This is a genomic window from Streptomyces sp. NPDC002088, from assembly GCF_040296605.1.
Classification (GTDB): domain Bacteria; phylum Actinomycetota; class Actinomycetes; order Streptomycetales; family Streptomycetaceae; genus Streptomyces.
Window position 1 is genome coordinate 222,892 of the sequence record NZ_JBEOXO010000005.1, and the last position, 15,955, is coordinate 238,846.

The window sequence follows — 15,955 nt, forward strand, 5'->3', positions numbered from 1 at the left end:
ATGATGCCTCCTGAAAGTGATGAGTGACGGCAAGGTGCACAGTCGCGGGATGCGGTGTCCGATGTCCCCCGGACACATCACCGCATCCGCACACCTCTGTCGGTAGCTGCGGAGACCAAGGTGTCCTGCAGGGCGCGGAGGCCTGTTTCGTACCGGCCGACAACTGCTGCCGTCCGCCATGCCACGACACACAGATCGTCCTGGTAGTGCGCCGAATACCCATGCGTCCCGGGACATTCACGCAGGCCGAAACGGCCCCACAATATGTGCTGCCTGTCCTGCATACCGGAGACCGCGACCAGGGCATGGGCGTCCAGTGTGCGGGCCATGGCCATGAGCGCCGCGCCCACCGCCGCCATCGGACCCTGACCGCGGGACTGTGGTGCGACCACCAGCCGTCCGGCCTCCCAGACTCCCGCCACGTCCGTGTTCAAGGAGACCGTCATCTCGTGGAACCGTGCGTCGCCCAGATAGTCCCGCGTCTGGAAGTGGTGCGTAAGCTCCGCCGGACTCAAACGTCCGTACGCGACAACCGCGTTGTCGGCAGGGTCACTCACGGAGATGTGGAAGGACTCCTCGTCGATCTCCTGGGCGTCGGCATAGCATCCCCCGGCGGTACGAAATTCCGGGCGGCGCCCGTCCGCATGGAGCACCTGGGCCCGGAAGCCGCGTAATGCCCGCAGGCGCTCGCGTTCCCGGGGGACGGCGGAACCCAGACGCTCGATAGTGAGCCGCCGACCGTCCCAGGTCACGTCCAGGCGCCTCGGCCAGGTCTGCCACACAGCGGCTGACGGAGCCCCCGCCTCGCGGTGATCCGGCCGTACGCTCACTGAGACCCACCGGCACGGCGCAGGTCGTCCCCGGCCAGCCGCCAGCACTCGGTGATGAAGGCGGCGTAGCACTCCAGCGCCCGCGTGGCCGTCTCCACCATGGACGGCAACGCCTCCGGCCGCTCCTTGAGGACTCCGCCCAGTTGACGGCGGTTGAACGCCGTGTGGCCGACGTCGAGTTCGACGTGCTCGGCCAGGAAGGTGTAGGTCCCGACCGGGAGCAACCGCTCGCTGTTCTTGAGGATCTCCGGCCCGAAGGTCGTGGACAACTGCTCGATCTCCAGCTCGATCGCCAGTTGGCACCAGGGCTGATCCCCCTTGGTGACCCGCTCGTGCAGCTCGATGTAGTCGCGGCTGCTCGCCAACGGCGGAGCCGCCAGCAGAGCGTCCACATCGATGCGCACTCCGCGGTCCGCGTCCAGCCAGGAGCTCAGGGCACGGGCGTCGGCCACCATCATCCGGTCATGACCCGCCTCGGCCCGGGCGTGGCCGGACAGCGCCGTCGCCAGCGCCTCCATGCCGAGTTCCCCGCACCGCTCACCGGCCGTGGCGATCCACCGCTCGACGTCGTGGGTCATGTGTACGCCGTGTGCGCTGTAGCGCAGCATCCACAGGGCGAACAGATCCGTGTCACACTCCGCCGCCGTGAGGGCCCTGATTTCCGGGCCTTCGGCGAGTCGGCTGCGTACCTCGGTGATCTGGTCCTCGTACTTCTGCACCGCGTCGTGATTCGTGGCCGCCGATGTCATGGTCGATCCCCTCCCCTTGGTTACGGGCCGACGCTCCCGTGGCCCGCCGCACGGCCCGGCTGAATCCGGGCCGCACACTCACGGTGACAGTCGGCCGCGCGGGCCGCCATGAGCCCTCTAGTACATTCCTCCGTTTGTGTGCATTTATAGATAATTGGTTTGAGAGTGGTAACTCCCTGTAATCGCTGGAAGGGCGGGGGTGCGACCATTGCCGCACGTGCGACGGCTTCGTCGGCCGACTGCTCGACGTGATCCGGCACGGCACCGAGAGCGCCGCGTGACCGCGGCGCTCCGCGGTCACACATGTCCGCCGCGCCTGTGGTCTACGAGGTCGCCGAGCGGACCGCGGGATGGCTGCCCCGCGACGGCTGCTGAAACGCGGCCATCACCCGCTGACCGCAGACCCTCGGGCGGCGTACCGCCGACACCGCGTCGGCGTACGCCGCCCCGCCGGCGTTCCCGGCCATCCACCCGGCCCGGGCCGCGGACATCTCCGGCTGTAACTCCCGTAGCACGCCGGGCCGTTCGGCCGACGCGAGCCCGTTCTACCGGCCGACCCGTCCGAGCCGCAGGTCTCGGTGGAGGAACCACGCCGTACCTGCGACGACCGCCCCGCAGACCGTGGGTACGAGCAACCACGGGAGGCCCGTCCACACGGTGCACAGACCTACGACAGCGCAGGTGGCCCCCGTGACGATGAGCAGCCACTTGCCGTACGGGCGCCAGGTGAAGAGTCCGGGGTCGCGCGGCCTGGTCAGACGCCTCGCACCGAACATCAGCGCCAGCGCCGCCAGCAGCCCCGCGAACGTGCCGACGGCGGCTGTCATCTGGGGTTCGTCGCGAGGCGCGTCGGCAGAATTCTGCCGGAGGTCCCCCTCGGCGACCACCACGACGACGCCGCGCCAGACGGTACCGGTGACCCGGTCCCCCCGCTGAAGCCCGCTCAGCACCGGCCCCGAGTCGCCGAACGGCACGACCGTCCTCGGGAAGGGCTCCGGGCCGAGCAGGGTCGCCCGCATGTTCTTTTTGTGGGTTTTCACGGTGCCATCGACGGTGAAGGTGACCTTCCGCAGGCAGTCCTCCGACCTCGGTATCACCGTGCGGGCGGGGCACGCGTCGGCTGCCTTGTACTCCCGGTACCGGGTGCGATCCGTGGGCAACCAGGTGGTGAAGACGAAATAGCAGGTCAGTGCGGCGGCCAGGGACGAAACGATCAGCGCCGCACCCACCAGCCGGTTCCGGCCGGCCCTCGGCGGGGGCGGCGGCGGTCCGTCCGCCCCCTGGAGGGCGCCGATTTTCATCGTGCTCATCGCTTGTCTCCCCCGTCGTTCTCCACCGAAATCCGCAGGACAGCAGTCTCTTCCAGCCGCGTTCAAGCGGGCAACGAGATCGACGGGCAGTCGGAGGTCACTGGTCCAGCCGTCGCCAAGGCCGGCTTCTCAAGGACACCGGGCCCCACGCCCTACGGCATGCCTGCGCATCCCTGCTGATCGCTGCGGGGGAGTCCGTTAAGGTCGTGTCGGAGCGACTGGGGCACACCGACGCTGCGATGACCCTGAACGCCTACAGCCTCTCTTCCCTGAGTCGGAGGAACGGACCGGGGCGGCGGAGGACCGGGCGTTCGGTGCTCTGACGGGGGAATGTGCCCCGGATGTGCCCTCTCGGTCGGAGGACTGGGAGAACGCGCAGGTCAGAGCCGATGCCATGGGGGCACAGTGCGATTGAGACTGGAGTTCACGACCGAGCCCTTCGACCTCGAGGAGGCGCCCGCGCATGCGCTGGTGGCCCGCGAGGTCATCGAGGGTGCCGCGCTGGACGCCGTGGACGTCGGCCCGTTCGGCAACACGGCGGAGGGTGGCGCCGACGCGGTGCTCGCGGCCGTGGACGTCCTGCTGCGCAGAACCCTGGCGGCCGGTGCGACCCGGATCTCGTTCCAGGTCAACGTGGTCGGGGAGGGCGACAAGTGACCGGCACCGGAGACGAGCCCTTCATCACGGCCGTGAAGCCGCTGGTCGACGCCATGGGGGGCGAGATGCTCCCGCCCGACGAGGCCGGCCCCGACGACGTCGTACTGTCCTGGGAGGGTGTCGACGCCGTCGCCGTACGCCTGCCGCAGCTCGCCGACTCCCTCGATCACATCCTGGCCGCCATGGAGCGCAAGAAGGGCAAGCCGCTCGCCGACCTGGACCGCAAGGCCAAACAGGAGGTCGTGCGGATACTCGAGGCGCGCGGCGCCTTCTCCGTACGGCACGGCGTGGAGACCGTGGCGAGCGCACTCGGGGTGAGCCGCTTCACCGTCTACAACTACCTCAATCGCGAGAAACAGAGCTGACGGAGTCTCCCGGGTTTCGTCACCCAGAATTTTCAACAAAGTGTTGACGGGATGTTGCGGAGGGGCGTTAGCTAGCCGCAGCCCGTTCAGCACGAAGGCCGTTCGCGGCCACGGAGGCTCCCGTGACTTCCACTTCCACGCCCCCGGGCCTTGCCCGTTTCAACGACCTCGAGGAGTCCGCGGCCTTCGCCGCCCTCCACGAGGCGTGCGCCTCGACGGCATGGGCGAACCGGCTGCTCGCGGCCCGCCCCTACGCCACCGCCGACGAGCTGTACGCCGCCGGCGATGCCGCCATGGCCGAGCTGACCGCCGCGGACCTGGCGGAGGCGATGGCCGGGCACCCGCCGATCGGCCGCCCCAAGCCCGGCGACCCGACCTCCGCCCGCGAACAGCGCGGCATGGCCGGCGCCTCCGAGGAGCTCCGGGCGGAGATGCTCGAGCTCAACCTGGCCTACCAGGACAAGTTCGGGCACGTCTTCCTCATCTGCGCCACCGGCCGCACCGGCGAGCAGATGCGCGACGCGGTCAAGGAACGGATCGGCAACTCGCCCGAGCAGGAGCGGGAGATCGTCCGCACCGAGCTGGGCAAGATCAACCGCATCCGACTGGCCCGACTCGTCGAAGAGGACTGACGCAGCATGAGCACCAGCACCACGGCCTCGGTGTCCACCCACATCCTGGACACCAGCATCGGCCGCCCCGCCGAGGGCGTCGCCGTCCAGCTCGCCGCCCGCGCCGGGCGCGATGCGGACTGGCGGGCGCTCGGCGGCTCCGCGACCGACGCGGACGGGCGGTGCAAGGACCTGCCGGCTCTGCCGGAAGGGACGACCCACGTACGGCTCGACTTCGCAGTGGAGCCGTACCTCGAGAAATCCGCGAAGAAGCAAGCCGATGCGCAGCAGGACGCCCCCGCGAGTCGGGACAGCGGTGCGTTCTTCCCCGAGGTGGCGATCACCTTCGCCGTGAAGCCCGGCGAGCACTACCACGTACCGCTGCTGCTCAACCCGTTCGGCTACTCCGTTTACCGAGGGAGCTAGCTAATGACCGATCATTCCCGCCCTGCCCGCCCTGTGATCCTGGGACAGAACCAGTACGGCAAGGCCGAGAACCGAGTCGTAAAGATCACGCGGGACGGCGCCACCCACCACATCAAGGACCTGAACGTCTCCGTCGCGCTCTCCGGCGACATGGACGAGGTCCACTACTCCGGCTCGAACGCCAACGTCCTGCCGACCGACACCACCAAGAACACGGTGTACGCGTTCGCCAAGGAACACGGCATCGAGTCCGCCGAGCAGTTCGGCATCCATCTGGCCCGGCACTTCGTGACCAGCCAGGAGCCGATCAAGACCGCCCGTATCCGCATCGAGGAGTACGCCTGGGAGCGGATCGAGACCTCCGACGCCAACTCTCAGGTCATCGGCGCGGACAAGGTCAAGCACTCCTTCGTACGGAAGGGCCAGGAGACGCGCCTGACCCAGATCACGTACGACGGCTCGTCGTGGGAGGTCATCTCCGGCCTCAAGGACCTCGTCGTCATGAACTCGACCAACTCCGAGTTCTGGGGCTACGTCAAGGACAAGTACACGACGCTGCCGGAGGCGTACGACCGCATCCTCGCCACCCAGGTCTCCGCCCGCTGGCGGTTCAACTGGACCGACGACGCGGACCGCATGCCCAACTGGGAGAAGTCCTACGAGCAGGTGAAGAAGCACATGCTGCAGGCCTTCGCCGAGACGTACTCGCTGTCGCTCCAGCAGACCCTGTACCAGATGGGTTCGCGGATCATCGACAGCCGCAGCGAGATCGACGAGGTCCGCTTCTCGCTCCCGAACAAGCACCACTTCCTGGTGGACCTGGAGCCGTTCGGCCTGAAGAACGATACCGCCGACGGAGCCGTCTACTTCGCGGCCGACCGCCCGTACGGCCTGATCGAGGCGACCATCCTGCGGGACGGCTGCGAGCCGCACATCCCGGTGGACCTCACCAACCTCTGACGCGTCCCTCTTTCGGCACCCGTGGCCGGGGAGCCCGCCTCCCCGGCCACGGCACTCAAAACTCCCAGGGTCCTGCCGTGCCCTCTCCACAGAGCGAAAAGGACGAACCATGGCAGCAGCCCAGCGCATCGTCATCGAGAACTGTGCGATCGCGACCGTCGACGCCGCCGACACCGAGTACGCCTCCGGGTACGTGGTCGTCGCCGGCAACCGCATCGAGGCGGTGGGCGCGGGCAGGGCCCCCGAGGGCCTGGAGAACGTCGTACGCCGCATCGACGCCACCGGGCACCTGGTCACTCCCGGCCTGATCAACACCCACCACCACTTCTACCAGTGGATCACCCGGGGCCTGGCCACGGACCACAACCTCTTCAACTGGCTCGTCGCGCTGTACCCGACCTGGGCGCGCATCGACGAGGAGATGGTGTACGCGGCGGCGCAGGGCTCGCTCGCGACGATGGCCCGCGGTGGTGTCACCACCGCGTTGGACCACCACTACGTCTTCCCGAAGGGCTCCGGCGACCTGTCCGGCGCCATCATCGGCGCCGCCCGCGACATGGGCGTCCGCTTCACCCTCGCCCGTGGCTCCATGGACCGCAGCGAGAAGGACGGCGGGCTGCCGCCGGACTTCGCCGTCGAGACCCTCGAAGGCGCGCTGGCCGCCACCGAGCGAACCGTCGACGCGCACCACGACGCCTCCTTCGACGCCATGACCCAGGTGGCCGTGGCCCCCTGCTCCCCGTTCTCCGTCTCCACCGAACTCATGCGTCAGGGCGCGGAGTTGGCCCGTAGCAAGGGCGTGCGGCTGCACACCCACGGTTCGGAGACGGTCGAGGAGGAGAAGTTCTGCCACGAGCTGTTCGGCATGGGCCCGACCGACTACTTCGAGTCCACCGGCTGGCTCGGTGAGGACGTGTGGATGGCGCACTGCGTCCACATGAACGACTCCGACATCGCCGCCTTCGCCCGTACGAAGACGGGTGTCGCCCACTGCCCGTCGTCCAACGCCCGACTGGCGGCCGGTATCGCCCGCGTCCCCGACATGCTCGCGGCCGGCGTCCCGGTCGGCCTCGGCGTCGACGGCACCGCGTCGAACGAGTCCGGCGAACTCCACACCGAACTGCGCAACGCGCTGCTCATCAACCGTCTCGGCGCCCACCGGGAGGCCGCTCTGAACGCCCGCCAGGCACTGCGCCTCGGCACCTACGGCGGCGCCCAGGTCCTGGGCCGCGCGGCCGAGACCGGCTCCCTGGAGCCGGGCAAGCTGGCCGACCTGGTGCTGTGGAAGCTCGACACCCTCGCCCACGCCTCCATCGCCGACCCGGTGACCGCGCTGGTCTTCGGCGCCGCGGCCCCGGTGACCGCCTCGTTCGTGAACGGCCGCCAGATCGTGGAGAACGGGCGGCTCCTCACCGCCGACGAGGACGCGATCGCCCGCTCCACGCGGACGGAAGCACAGCGCCTGGCGCGGATCGCCGCCCAGGGCTGAGCAGTCGGAGAACTCCGGCCGGGAGGGACGGCTCCTGGCCGGCAGCCGTGGACCCGAACTGGGACCGCGGCGGCCGTCACCGGGGCGCGCGTGGACGCGCGCGCCCCGGCACGGTCACCGTCACCGTCACCCCCGGTCCCTCCCCCACTCTCGGCTTCTCCCCCACTCTCGGCTCCGCTCGAGCGGGGGGACCCCCATGAGCGGGAGGTACCCCCATGACCACACGCACCACCTCCTCGAACTCCGCGTCAGAGCCGACGTGTCACCCACCGGAGGAACCGCTGTGTCCGCTCACCCCGTCGACGAGAAACTCCCCGCCCTCAAGATGGCGACCACAGGTCTGCAACACGTGGCCGCCATGTACGCGGGAGTCGTCGCCCCGCCCCTGATCGTCGGCGCGGCCATAGGCCTGACCGGCACCGAACTGACCTTCCTCACCGGAGCCTGCCTGTTCACCGCGGGGCTCGCCACCTTCCTCCAGACGCTCGGGTTCTGGAAGATCGGCGCCCGCCTGCCGTTCGTCAACGGTGTCACCTTCGCCGGGGTGGCCCCCATGACGGCGATCGTCGCCTCCACCAAGGACAAGTCCGACGCCCTGCCGATCATCTTCGGCGCGGTGATCGTCGCCGGCGTCCTCGGCTTCGTCGCGGCCCCCTTCTTCAGCAAGGCGGTCCGTTTCTTCCCGCCGGTCGTCACCGGCACGGTCATCACGCTCATCGGAATCTCGCTGCTGCCCGTCGCCTTCGGCTGGGCACAGGGCCCGAACCCCGCCGCGGACGACTACGGTTCGACGACCTACCTCGGTCTCGCGGCCGCGACTCTCGTGATCGTGCTGCTGCTTCGCCGCTTCACCCGCGGCTTCGTCAAGCAGATCGCCGTCCTGCTCGGCCTGGTCATCGGCACGCTCGTCGCGATCCCCTTCGGTGTCACGGACTTCGCCCCGGTCGCGGACGCGGACGTGATCGGATTCCCGACCCCGTTCCACTTCGGCGCACCGCAGTTCCAGGTCGCCGCGATCCTGTCGATGATCGTGGTGATGGTGGTCTCGATGACCGAGTCGACCGCGGACATGCTGGCGCTGGGCGAGATCGTCGAACGCCCGGCGGACGAGCGGACCATCGCGGCCGGCCTGCGCGCCGACACCCTCGGCACGGCGATCAGCCCCCTGTTCAACGGCTTCATGTGCAGCGCCTTCGCGCAGAACATCGGCCTCGTCGCGATGACGAGGATCCGCAGCCGCTACGTCGTCGCCGTCGGCGGCGGTTTCCTGGTCCTGATGGGCCTGTGCCCGATGGCCGCCTCGCTCATCGCCGTCGTACCGCGCCCGGTGCTCGGCGGCGCGGGCGTGGTCCTGTTCGGCTCGGTCGCCGCCAGCGGCATCCAGACCCTGGTCAAGGCGGGCCTGGAGAAGGACAACAACGTCCTGATCGTGGCCGTCTCGCTGGCCGTCGGCATCATCCCCATCACGGCGCCCGAGTTCTACCACGCCTTCCCGGAGACTGCGAAGATCGTCCTGGACTCGGGCATCTCGACGGGCTGTGTGGCGGCGGTGGTCCTGAACCTTGTCTTCAACCACCTCGGCGGGGCTCGCGAGGCCGACGACGACGTCACGGCGCCGATGGAACCGGGCGAGGGGATCGTGGGCGCGCGCACGGCAGCCGCGCACTGACACTGACGGATGAGGGGTACGGCAGCGGCCGTACCCCTCATCCGTGTGTCAGTCGATCTCGTAACTGTCCCCGTACACCTTCCACTTGAGCGGTGTGTCGAGACCGAGGTTGCCGGCGTCGAGGAACACCCGCTGGGCCGTCTCGACCCGGCTGACGTCGCTGTGGGCCGCCTCCTGCTTCATCGCCCACACGCGGGCGTCGAGGAAGGCGTTCAGGTACGTCGTCTCGTCGCCGCCCTCCGCCGGGGTGTCCGCGTGTCCCCGGGCCCGCTCGCGGATGCCGCCGAAGCTGACGGCGTCCGTGCCGGGGCCGTGCATGACCATGGCGTCGTAGTAGACGAACTGCCCGAGCGTGCCCACGCCGTCCTTCTTGGCGCGCGCCACGGCCGGGTCGAAGTAGCCGCGGTCCCGCTCGTCGCACTGGGCCTCGCGGAAGCCCGACGTCTTCGCGGCCTTGCGCCAGGCGTCGGGGAAGCCCGGGTCGAGGCCCTCGTGCGAGTCGCTGCCGTTCACCGCGCGCAGCGCGGGCAGATAGCCGGCCAGGGCGTTGCCCGGGTGCCGCTCGGTGTACAGCTCGACCAGGGCCAGCATGTCGCTCGTACCGGAGCAGAAACCGATGATGCCGGCGGTGTAGCCGCGGCCGTCGCCGATGTCCTCGATGTACGCGTACTGCGCCTTCCAGTCCAGGGACGAGTTCTCCGCGCTGGACACCAGCCGCATGGCGATGTCCTTCTTCACCGGATCATCCAGCCCCGTCGCCGCGGTGTCCGCCTCGGCCGAGGGCCACCCCACGGCCGCCAGCGCGGCACCGAATGCGGCGATCAGGGTGCGACGGTCGGCTTTTCTGCGAAAGATCGGCACGTCATCTCCAAAGAGGGCGCTGTGGACGGCAGTCGAGACTCGCGTGCCAACCTGGCAATGCCGTGGGGTGGCCTTGGCAAGTTACTGTGAGCCGAGAGGGACCAGGGTGAACGAGTCCGACCGTGTCGAGGCCGCGGTCTACAGCCTCGGCATGGTCGCGATGGCCTCACCTTCCAGGCCCTGTGGTGGCACCTCACCCGTAGGGGGCACCTCTTCGATGCCCGCGCTTGCGGAGTGTGGCCGTCGCCGCGGGACGTCAGCCCTGCGCCCGCTCGGTGCGCTGCCGGAGTGCCACCGCCGCCAGCGTCAGCGCGCCCGTCGCGATCACCGCGGCCACCCGGAACGCCAGCCGGTAGCCCTCTGCCGTGGCCGGGATCAGCTCCGCGCCCCGGTCGAGCAGTCCGTCGGTGCGGCTCGCCGCGAGCGTCGACAGCACCGCCAGACCGAGCGAACCCCCCACCACCTGAGTGGTGTTGAAGAGGCCCGAGGCCAGCCCGGCGTCCTCCTCGCGGACTCCCGACATGGCGAGCCCGGTCAGCGCGGGCATCGCGGCCGCGAATCCGGCGGCGAGCAGGAGCAGGGACGGGAGTACGTCGGTGACGTACGAGCCGTCGACGGGGGCGCGGCCCAGCAGTGCCATCCCGGCGATGACGAGCACCAGTCCGGCGAGCAGTACCCGGTACGCACCGAACCGGCCGATGGTCCGCGCGGACAGGCCCAGCATCAGCACCCCGATCGCGATGGGCGCCGGCAGGAAGGCCGTGCCGGTGGTCAACTCGTCGTAGCCGAGGACGCGTTGGAGGTAGAGCGCGCCGATGAACTGGAAGCCGTACATCGTGGCGATCATCAGGACCTGGACGACGTTCGCCCCGCTCAGCAGCCGCGAGCCGAACAGCCGCAGCCGCAGCAGCGGACGTGCGGTCCGTGCCTGGCGGACTGTGAACGCCACGAAGAGGGCCAGAGCGAGCACCGCCAGGAGCAGGGTGGCCGTGGGCCCGCGGTCACCGGCGCCGACGATGACGTACACCGTGAGCATCAGCGCGCCGGTGACCAGTGCCGCCCCCGGATAGTCGGCGCCCCTGCCGAGGCCGGCACCCGCCTCCGGTGCGAGGACGCGAACCGCCGCGAGCAGCGCGACCACCCCGATCGGCAGGTTGATCAGGAAGATCCAGTGCCAGTTCAGTGCCTGTGTCAGCGCCCCGCCCAGGAACGTGCCGAGTGCCCCGCCCGCCGCACCGACCGCGCTGAACACCGCGATGGCACGGGCCTGTTCACGCGGCTCGGGAAACAGCGCGACCAGCATGCCCAGCACCACGGCCGCGGTCATCGCCCCGCCGACGCCCTGCACGGCACGCGCCGCGATCAGCACGCCCTGGCTGGTGGCTACCCCGCACAGCACGGAGGCCGCGGTGAACACGGCGAGCCCGGCCACGAACATCCGCTTGCGGCCGACCAGGTCGCCGAGGCGGCCCACCAGCAACAGGAGCCCGCCGAAGGGGATCAGGTAGGCGTTGACGACCCAGGCGAGCCCCGGCCCGCTGAAGCCGAGGTCGCTCTGGATCGCGGGCATCGCCACGGTGACGACGTTGCCGTCGAGGATCGTCATCAAAGTGCCCGCGCACAGGACGACGAGGGACGCCCAGCGGGAGTAGGTTCGGGGGAGCGACGGCCGTGTCGGTGACTCGGCCCGGCTGGACGTGGACATGGACATGGCCTGTTGGCCTCCGCATTCTCCGTAGGAACCGCGCGTGCCCTTGGCGCACGACTTGTAACGGAGTTCATGGTGGGTGACCATGGAGGCAGACGTAAGGAGGCAGTCGGATGTCCCAGAGGAACACCGGTGTTACCTCGCAGGTCGTGAACGCGCACGCCTGTCCCGTCCGCGAAGTTCTTGACAGGGTCTCGGGGAAATGGAGCGTGCAGATCCTCGTCGCCGCCGCGCACGGCCCCATTCGCTTCACCGAGTTGGAACGCAGCATCGAGGGCATCAGCCGCCGCATGCTCACGCTCACCCTGCGCAATCTGGAGCGCGACGGACTCGTCACCCGCACCGTGCACCCGACGGTGCCACCGAAGGTCGAGTACCAACTCACCCCGGTGGCCCGGGAGTTGCACGAAACCCTGCAGCGCCTGACCGATTGGGCCGAGCGGAACAGGGTCTACATCGCTCAGGCGCGTGCCGCCTACGACACCGCGCACGAGCCGGAGCTGGTCTGACCTACAGGCCGAACAGGCCGGGGACCGACGCCAGTTCCTTGAAGTAGTCCTGCGGATTCGCCACCATCCGCCGTTCCTTGAGGTCCAGCAGACCGCCGACCGCCGTGAGTTCGGCGGCCACCGTGCCGTCCGTCTTGCGGATGGTCTGCTGGATCCGGAACGTCTTGCCGCCGCCCCACTCGAAGACGCACGTCACGTCGACCTCGTCCCCGGCAAGGAGTTCGCGTTTGTAGCGGACGGTCGTCTCCAGGGCGACCGGGCCCACGCCCTTGCCGATCAGACCGGCCTGGCTGATGCCGGCCGCCTGCAACAACGACCAGCGAGCGTGTTCCGCGTAGTTGATGTACACGCTCTGGTTGACATGACCCTGTACGTCGGTCTCGTAGCCGCGGACGGTTATCCGGACGGAAAACGGCTCGCTCACTGCTTCCCCTTCTCGTCGACGGGAAATCGATGCCCTGGGCACCGATCTTGGCACGGCCATCACACCCGGCGTGGGGAAGCCAGCAGATAGCGCGCTCTGGTACGGGACTCGGTGTGCTCGCCGACCTGCCAGCCCGCCTTCTCCAGGGTGAGCGCGCAGGCCCGCAGCGCCTCGCCGTCCGGCTCGTGCACGGCGACGGCCTCCGGCTGAGGGGTCGCGCGCACCCGGTAGCCGTCCGTGTCACGGCCCGCGGGCCGGTGCCCGGCCGCTTCCAGGGCGAGCGCGGCGGCCCGCACCAGGTGTGCGCGCTCCCAGCCGCACGGCAGGCCGGTGGCGCCGCCCGGGTTGGTCATACGGCGCAGCTCCAGCAGGCCCTGCCAGGCGCTGTGCACCTCACGGGCTCGGGCCGGGCCGGGGTCCGCGTCCGGCTCGTCCTCGCCTCCGACGCGCGCGGCGAACACCCCGGCGGTCGCCGACGCCCCGGCTGCCGGCTCGGGGGGCGGCTGGGCTGCCGCCTCGCGTATCCGGTGCCCGGCCGGTGTCAGGAAGTGGTCGTGCGGCGGCCGGGGATGCCGGAAGGCGAGGCCCCGCTTCACCAGGGCCGTGAGCTGTGTCTCCGTCCCCCGCAGCCGTCCGGTCACGGGGTCGGCGGCATCGATCACACGCCGCTGCGCGGCGGTCGGCGGTCGTGTCACGGCATGCCCCCTCCCTGGCACGTGGACCCTGGTGCATGGACCTGGTGCATGGGCCCTGGCACATGGGTGGTCCTGGCGCGTGGGTCGCCGGACGACGACCCACCTGAAGGCTACGGCCGGGGTCTGACATTCCAGCCCGCGATCACCGGCCGCCCGTGCTCCGTGCCCAGCCTGGACAGTGCCCCCGTCCCCAGCTGGAACAACGCCCCGTCCGCCGGCGGAAGCCCCAGCCGGCGGGCGGTGAGGACCCGCAGGAAGTGGCCGTGCGACACCAGGACGACGACGCCCTCGGTGTTGGCGAGCGCGGCGTCCACCTTGGCCAGCACGCGGTCGGCCCGTTCCCCGACCTGCTCCGGAGTCTCCCCGGGGCGTTCGGGCGGCCCGGGCGCGACACCGTCCGTGAACAGGAACCAGCCCGGCCGGGTGCGCTGGATCTCGACGGTCGTGACGCCCTCGTACCCGCCGTAGTCCCACTCCTGGAGGTCCACGTCGAGCCGCGCCTCGTCGAGCCCGATGAGCTGCGCGGTCTCCCGCGCCCGCTGCAGGGGGCTGACGAACGCGGCGCCGACGCGATGCGAGCGGATCAGCGGCACCAGTTGGCGCGCCTCCTCCCGGCCGCGCTCGGTCAGCGGGACGTCCGTCCGGCCGGTGTGCCGTCCGGACCGCGACCACTCGGTCTCACCGTGCCGGACGAGAAAGAGATCACCCATGCCCCCAGGTTAGGAGGCCGCTACTGCCGGTACCCGCTGAGGAATCGCCCGATCCGTCCGATGGCCGCTTCCAGGTCGTCCGCGTGGGGGAGTGTGAGGATGCGGAAGTGGTCGGGGGTGGGCCAGTTGAAGCCCGTGCCCTGGACCACCTGGATCTTCTCCCGCAGCAGCAGGTCCAGGACGAACTTCTCGTCGTCGTGGATCTTGTACACCTTGGGGTCGAGGCGCGGGAACGCGTACAGCGACCCCTTCGGCTTCACGCACGACACACCGGGGATCTCGTTGAGTTTCTCCCAGGCCACGTTGCGCTGTTCGTGCAGCCGGCCGCCCGGCGCGGTCAGCTCGCGGATGGACTGACGGCCGCCGAGCGCGGCCTGAATGGCGTACTGGGCGGGGGCGTTGGAGCACAGGCGCATGGAGGCCAGCATGGTCAGGCCCTCCAGGTAGTCCTTCGCGTGCTGCTTCGGGCCCGTCACGACCAGCCAGCCCGAGCGGAAGCCCGCCACGCGGTACGTCTTCGACAGGCCGCAGAAGGTCAGGACGACCAGGTCGGGGGCGAGCGCGGCGGCCGAGTGGTGCACGGCGTCGTCGTACAGGATCTGGTCGTAGATCTCGTCGGCGAAGACCATCAGACCGTGCCGGCGGGCGAGGTCGAGGATGCCCTCGACGATCTCCTTCGGGTAGACGGAGCCGGTGGGGTTGTTGGGGTTGATGATCACGAGGGCCTTCGTGCGGTCCGTGATCTTCGACGCCATGTCGTCCAGGTCCGGGTACCAGTCGGCCTGTTCGTCGCACAGGTAGTGGACCGCCTTGCCGCCCGCGAGGGTGGTCACGGCCGTCCAGAGCGGGAAGTCCGGGGCGGGGACGAGGACTTCGTCGCCGTCCTCGAGCAGCGCCTGTACGGCCATCGAGATCAGCTCGGAGACGCCGTTGCCGAGGAAGACGTCGTCGACGTCGACCGCCAGGCCCAGGTTCTGGTAGCGCTGGGCGACCGCGCGGCGGGCGGAGAGGATGCCCTTGGAGTCCGTGTAGCCGTGCGCCTGCGGGAGCATCCGGATCATGTCCTGGACGATCTCCTCCGGCGCCTCGAAGCCGAAGAGCGCCGGGTTGCCGGTGTTCAGGCGCAGCACGCTGTGGCCCGCCTCCTCCAGCGCGTTGGCGTGCTCGATCACCGGGCCGCGGATCTCGTAGCAGACCTCGCTGAGCTTGTTCGACTGCCGGAACTCCATGCGCTGCGCCCTCCGGTTCGTGATGTTGCGTACTTGGTTTTACCAAGTGACTGCTTGGAAAGTCCAACAACATGTCTAGACTGCGTCGCATGTCACCTCGCCGAAGCTACGACCAGTACTGTTCCGCCGCCCGCGCGCTCGACACCGTCGGCGACCGCTGGACCCTGCTGATCGTCCGGGAGCTGCTCGCCGGCCCACGCCGCTACACGGACCTGCACGCCGACCTGCCGGGCGTGAGCACGGACGTACTCGCCTCGCGGCTGAAGGACATGGAACGCGACGGCCTGACCACCCGGCGCCGACTGCCGCCGCCCGGCGCGGTCTACGTGTACGAACTCACCGTACGCGGCCGGGAGTTGCTGCCGGTGCTCCAGGCCCTGGGCGAGTGGGGGCAGGTCGAGCTGGGGGAGCGGCGGCCCACGGACGCCGTACGCGCGCACTGGTTCGCGCTGCCGTTGCTGAGGGGCCTGCACGGGGAGGGTCTCGTCGAAGTCCGGCTGGAGGAAGGCGACTTCCACCTGTACGTAGGCGCCGAGGACGGGCCGGTCTACGGCGACGGGCCCGCGCCCGGCGAGCCCGACGCCCGGCTGGTCCTGGACACCGACACGTGCACGGCCATCGCGCGGGGGGAGTTGACCGTGCCGGACGCGGTACGCGACGGACGTATCGACGTGTCCGGCGACGGCACCCTCGCCAAGGTCCTGCGGGAGGCGTAAGACGGCAGAAGGCCCGCCGCGCTCCCGCGGCGGGCCT

General features: G+C 69.8%; 19 protein-coding genes. 10 read left to right on the top strand and 9 right to left on the bottom strand.

Annotation, left to right across the window (positions count from 1 at the left end; translation table 11 throughout):
• Positions 1-77 precede the first annotated feature (77 nt).
• From ABT114_RS13345 to ABT114_RS13355, 3 genes are all read right to left on the bottom strand, one after another.
• Positions 78-752: a GNAT family N-acetyltransferase gene (locus tag ABT114_RS13345; protein ID WP_351141841.1), complete on the bottom strand. Its 675-nt coding sequence runs from the start codon at positions 750-752 to the stop codon at positions 78-80.
• A 74-nt stretch (positions 753-826) separates the two neighbouring features.
• On the bottom strand, positions 827-1,579 hold the full coding sequence (locus tag ABT114_RS13350) for an iron-containing redox enzyme family protein (protein WP_351141843.1): 753 nt from the start codon (positions 1,577-1,579) through the stop codon (positions 827-829).
• A 545-nt stretch (positions 1,580-2,124) separates the two neighbouring features.
• Positions 2,125-2,619, bottom strand: a complete 495-nt coding sequence (locus tag ABT114_RS13355) for a hypothetical protein (protein WP_351141845.1) — start codon at positions 2,617-2,619, stop codon at positions 2,125-2,127.
• A gap of 149 nt (positions 2,620-2,768) precedes the next feature.
• Between ABT114_RS13355 and ABT114_RS13360 the strand changes: the two genes are divergently transcribed.
• From ABT114_RS13360 to ABT114_RS13395, 8 genes are all read left to right on the top strand, one after another.
• The gene (locus ABT114_RS13360; RefSeq protein ID WP_351141847.1) at positions 2,769-3,212 is read left to right on the top strand and encodes a tyrosine-type recombinase/integrase; all 444 of its coding nucleotides are present in this window, start codon (positions 2,769-2,771) and stop codon (positions 3,210-3,212) included.
• Between the two features lie 82 nt (positions 3,213-3,294).
• A complete protein-coding gene (locus ABT114_RS13365; protein ID WP_351141849.1) occupies positions 3,295-3,546 on the top strand; it encodes a hypothetical protein in 252 nt (83 codons plus the stop codon).
• Positions 3,543-3,911, top strand: coding sequence for a helix-turn-helix domain-containing protein (locus ABT114_RS13370; protein ID WP_351141851.1), 369 nt, complete (start codon positions 3,543-3,545; stop codon positions 3,909-3,911). The genes ABT114_RS13365 and ABT114_RS13370 overlap by 4 nt, the downstream gene beginning before the upstream one ends.
• 122 nt (positions 3,912-4,033) lie before the next feature.
• The gene (gene uraD, locus ABT114_RS13375) at positions 4,034-4,543 is read left to right on the top strand and encodes a 2-oxo-4-hydroxy-4-carboxy-5-ureidoimidazoline decarboxylase (RefSeq protein WP_351141853.1); all 510 of its coding nucleotides are present in this window, start codon (positions 4,034-4,036) and stop codon (positions 4,541-4,543) included.
• 6 nt (positions 4,544-4,549) lie between these two features.
• Positions 4,550-4,948 (top strand): hydroxyisourate hydrolase, encoded by a 399-nt coding sequence (gene uraH, locus ABT114_RS13380; protein ID WP_351141855.1) that lies wholly within the window; start codon positions 4,550-4,552, stop codon positions 4,946-4,948.
• A 3-nt stretch (positions 4,949-4,951) separates the two neighbouring features.
• Positions 4,952-5,908: a factor-independent urate hydroxylase gene (gene pucL / locus ABT114_RS13385; RefSeq protein WP_351141857.1), complete on the top strand. Its 957-nt coding sequence runs from the start codon at positions 4,952-4,954 to the stop codon at positions 5,906-5,908.
• Positions 5,909-6,017: 109 nt separating this feature from the next.
• Positions 6,018-7,397: an 8-oxoguanine deaminase gene (locus ABT114_RS13390; RefSeq protein ID WP_351141859.1), complete on the top strand. Its 1,380-nt coding sequence runs from the start codon at positions 6,018-6,020 to the stop codon at positions 7,395-7,397.
• 283 nt (positions 7,398-7,680) lie between these two features.
• Positions 7,681-9,066, top strand: coding sequence for a nucleobase:cation symporter-2 family protein (locus ABT114_RS13395; RefSeq protein ID WP_351141861.1), 1,386 nt, complete (start codon positions 7,681-7,683; stop codon positions 9,064-9,066).
• A gap of 48 nt (positions 9,067-9,114) precedes the next feature.
• Here ABT114_RS13395 and ABT114_RS13400 read toward each other — a convergent pair whose 3' ends face one another.
• Both ABT114_RS13400 and ABT114_RS13405 read right to left on the bottom strand, forming a co-directional pair.
• Positions 9,115-9,927 carry a chitosanase gene (locus tag ABT114_RS13400; protein WP_351141863.1) on the bottom strand — a complete coding sequence of 271 codons (813 nt, stop codon included), beginning with the start codon at positions 9,925-9,927 and terminating at the stop codon, positions 9,115-9,117.
• A gap of 256 nt (positions 9,928-10,183) precedes the next feature.
• A complete protein-coding gene (locus ABT114_RS13405) occupies positions 10,184-11,632 on the bottom strand; it encodes an MFS transporter (RefSeq protein WP_351141865.1) in 1,449 nt (482 codons plus the stop codon).
• Between the two features lie 116 nt (positions 11,633-11,748).
• Between ABT114_RS13405 and ABT114_RS13410 the strand changes: the two genes are divergently transcribed.
• Positions 11,749-12,144 carry a winged helix-turn-helix transcriptional regulator gene (locus tag ABT114_RS13410; protein WP_351141867.1) on the top strand — a complete coding sequence of 132 codons (396 nt, stop codon included), beginning with the start codon at positions 11,749-11,751 and terminating at the stop codon, positions 12,142-12,144.
• A gap of 1 nt (position 12,145) precedes the next feature.
• Here the strand turns inward: ABT114_RS13410 and ABT114_RS13415 are convergent, their stop codons facing one another.
• From ABT114_RS13415 to ABT114_RS13430, 4 genes are all read right to left on the bottom strand, one after another.
• A complete protein-coding gene (locus ABT114_RS13415) occupies positions 12,146-12,568 on the bottom strand; it encodes an acyl-CoA thioesterase (protein ID WP_351141869.1) in 423 nt (140 codons plus the stop codon).
• A 59-nt stretch (positions 12,569-12,627) separates the two neighbouring features.
• Positions 12,628-13,263, bottom strand: a complete 636-nt coding sequence (locus ABT114_RS13420) for a hypothetical protein (protein ID WP_351141871.1) — start codon at positions 13,261-13,263, stop codon at positions 12,628-12,630.
• Between the two features lie 110 nt (positions 13,264-13,373).
• Positions 13,374-13,973 (bottom strand): histidine phosphatase family protein, encoded by a 600-nt coding sequence (locus tag ABT114_RS13425; RefSeq protein WP_351141873.1) that lies wholly within the window; start codon positions 13,971-13,973, stop codon positions 13,374-13,376.
• A 20-nt stretch (positions 13,974-13,993) separates the two neighbouring features.
• A complete protein-coding gene (locus tag ABT114_RS13430) occupies positions 13,994-15,202 on the bottom strand; it encodes a pyridoxal phosphate-dependent aminotransferase (protein WP_351141875.1) in 1,209 nt (402 codons plus the stop codon).
• A gap of 89 nt (positions 15,203-15,291) precedes the next feature.
• Here ABT114_RS13430 and ABT114_RS13435 point away from each other — a divergent pair, with 89 nt between their 5' ends.
• Complete coding sequence (locus tag ABT114_RS13435; protein WP_351141877.1) at positions 15,292-15,918, top strand: winged helix-turn-helix transcriptional regulator; 627 nt, start codon at positions 15,292-15,294, stop codon at positions 15,916-15,918.
• Positions 15,919-15,955 lie beyond the last annotated feature (37 nt).